We start from the raw sequence: 2,486 nt of genomic DNA on the forward strand, positions 1-2,486 counted from the left end.
GGTTCTGGCTCAGCTTCTGTGGAGCGACTACGAAGAGCTAGTTACTTGCGATTCACGGTGCCTTCGCCGATGGCGACTGTCCCTGCTGCGCCTGGCGAATGCGCTGGGCGAGCATGCGGGTGACAGAATTTAGGATCTTGGCATCGGCTGCGGCTGGACCATCCGTGTTGATGTTCACGTAAGCGAAAACGGCGGCCAGGCGGAAGTTGATCGAGGTGCTGCAGTAGTTCTTGCCGATGCAGTAGGAGGCTGAGAACACTGCGTCCGTGCCCGTAATCTGCGCGGGACCAAGCTGGGCGCTCCCCATCTGAGACTTCTTCTGCGCATACCTGCCGATTGCCTGAGCTCGGGTCTGGAAGGACTCGATACGGAACCCAACAGTTCCTTCGAGGTCGGGCGCCGCATATCCCTGAGTGCCAGAAGCCCGAATGCCTCCATCTTTGGGGTTGGCGCCCAGGAGACGAGGCGTGCCGGCTTTCTCCCATCCTGGAGGCACATCCTCCAAGTTCGGCAGCGCCGCTTGCACTTGCTCCTTGCGCAGGACTGCGGCGGCTTGAGACGAAGGCGCGTTGCCCTGGGTTGGGCTGTGCTTCCCAGCGCCGGTCCCTGAACCGCACCCGAAGATGCACGTAACCATCCCAAATAGGCATAGTCCTTGGACTGCCCTCTTGGCTCGCAACACTGTTCCCTCTCCGGTAGCAAGCAATCGCCCGACGATCATATGGGCGCCTTCGCGCTGCGGTTGTGGGAGCGCCCCTGTGCATCAGGACAACAGGACGCGTTTGCGCAGGAGTTGGAAGCCTGCGCGCCCGAACATCTGGCGCTTGAGCATCTTGATCCGGTTGACATGACCTTCGACGACGCCCGAGCTCCAGGGAAGGGTGAGGCCGGCGATGACGGCTTCGCGGTCGCGGTCGATGCCCGCGGCGAGCGTGTGGAGGCTGGGGAGGTCGTCCTGTCTCACGGCAGCAAGCCAGTCCGGCAGAAGCTCGCCCCGGCGCTCGGTGAGCATGGTCGCGAAGGACCGGACGTGTCTGGTGAGTGCGTCAATTTCGGAACAGTTGGCCCGGACGTTCTTCAAGTGGAGCTGTTCAGTCTCAGAGAGGTTTTCCGGACGACGGAGGATCCATCCGGCGACGCTCCGGGGCGAGGGTGGCCGGGCTGAAACGAGCCGTGGCGAGGTGCGCTTCTGACTGAGATAGGCGCGAACCCGTTGGTAGCTGCCCTGATAGCCGAGCGGGACGATCTCTTCCCATAGTTTCCAGGCATTGGTGCGGCCCTCGTTCCAGCGGTCGTCGAGGTAGGGCTTGTACTCGTCGAGAACCGAGGTCCTTGCCTGCCACTGCCCAGTGAAGAGGTCTTCCGGCCTTGCAACGTCCGCGTACCGTTTGACGGTTCGGCTCGTCATGCCGAGCTGCCGCTGGATCGCACGGCGGCTGTGACCCGCCTCCACCAGCGCGTGGATCGTGGCGTGAACGGTGCGGGTTCGATCAGCGAACCGGTGGCCCGTCGGCCAAGGTGAGCCGGACGATTCCTGTGCAGGTTCAGGCTCCGTCTCGGGCGTTTCAGGTGCCTCGGGCACCAAGGCGCGCAGACATCGGCGGTGCTGGGCGATGCTCCTCTCGGCGGCCTCGCTGAGGTTGTGCCAGAGATGCCACCGGTCCGCGACCTGCACGGCCTGCGGTGCACCGGCGCTGGCGCCCTCGGCGAAGAACGGAGCACGGTCCCGGCACACGACCTCGATTCCTGGCCGCCGGGCCAGCCACGCGGCCAGGCTCGACGACTCCCGGTCAGGCAGCAGGTCGATCGGTCGGCGGGTTTCCACGTCGACGAGGACCGTGCCGTAGTGGCGACCCTTGCGGGTGGCGTACTCATCGACGCCGACCACCCGTGGAGCGGGCCCCTCCGGCTCGGGAAGTGCGTTAACCAGACGCAGGACCGTGCTGCGGCTGACTGCCGCACCCACAATGTCGGCCAGGCGGGCGCCGGCCCGGCCCGCGAGGGCGAGACCAATCGCTGCCAGGATCGAGCGGAGCCGCTCGGTCCTCTGACCGTTCCTTCGGGTTAGACCGGGTATCTGCTCGACGAATGTGCGACGTCCGCACTCAACGTTGCGGCAGGTGAACCGGCGGACCCGTAGCTGGAGAACAACGCTTCGTCCCGCACTAGGAACATCAGCGGGAAATCGCAGGTAGGAGCCGTGAACCTGGTCTGACCATGCTTCACAACCCGGACACGAGGCGCCGCCTGCGGTGCACCGCACATCAACACGCACTATCGCGATGTTCACGTCTACCGACAGCACCGCGATGTCCGTGACCGACGGGAACAACAACTCCTCCAGCCGGAACAAGGTCTCATTCACAGCCACGAACTGTCGGCCCAGTCATTCGTGCCACTGCTTGTTTTGAGGCAACTTTCCGAGACGCTCCAGGGAGTTCAGTCGTCACTCACAGTGCACGGATCACAGAAGCTGAGCCAGAACC

The 2,486-nt window shown here is 64.2% G+C and carries 2 protein-coding genes; both read right to left on the bottom strand.

Annotated features, from left to right (window positions below; all coding sequences use genetic code 11):
• Positions 1–52 precede the first annotated feature (52 nt).
• Positions 53–526, bottom strand: coding sequence for a hypothetical protein (locus tag ACWGI2_RS42020; RefSeq protein ID WP_453701331.1), 474 nt, complete (start codon positions 524–526; stop codon positions 53–55).
• Positions 527–763: 237 nt separating this feature from the next.
• Positions 764–2,365, bottom strand: a complete 1,602-nt coding sequence (locus tag ACWGI2_RS42025) for an ISL3 family transposase (RefSeq protein ID WP_453701332.1) — start codon at positions 2,363–2,365, stop codon at positions 764–766.
• Positions 2,366–2,486 lie beyond the last annotated feature (121 nt).

The sequence above is a fragment of the Streptomyces sp. NPDC054866 genome (genome assembly GCF_053610745.1).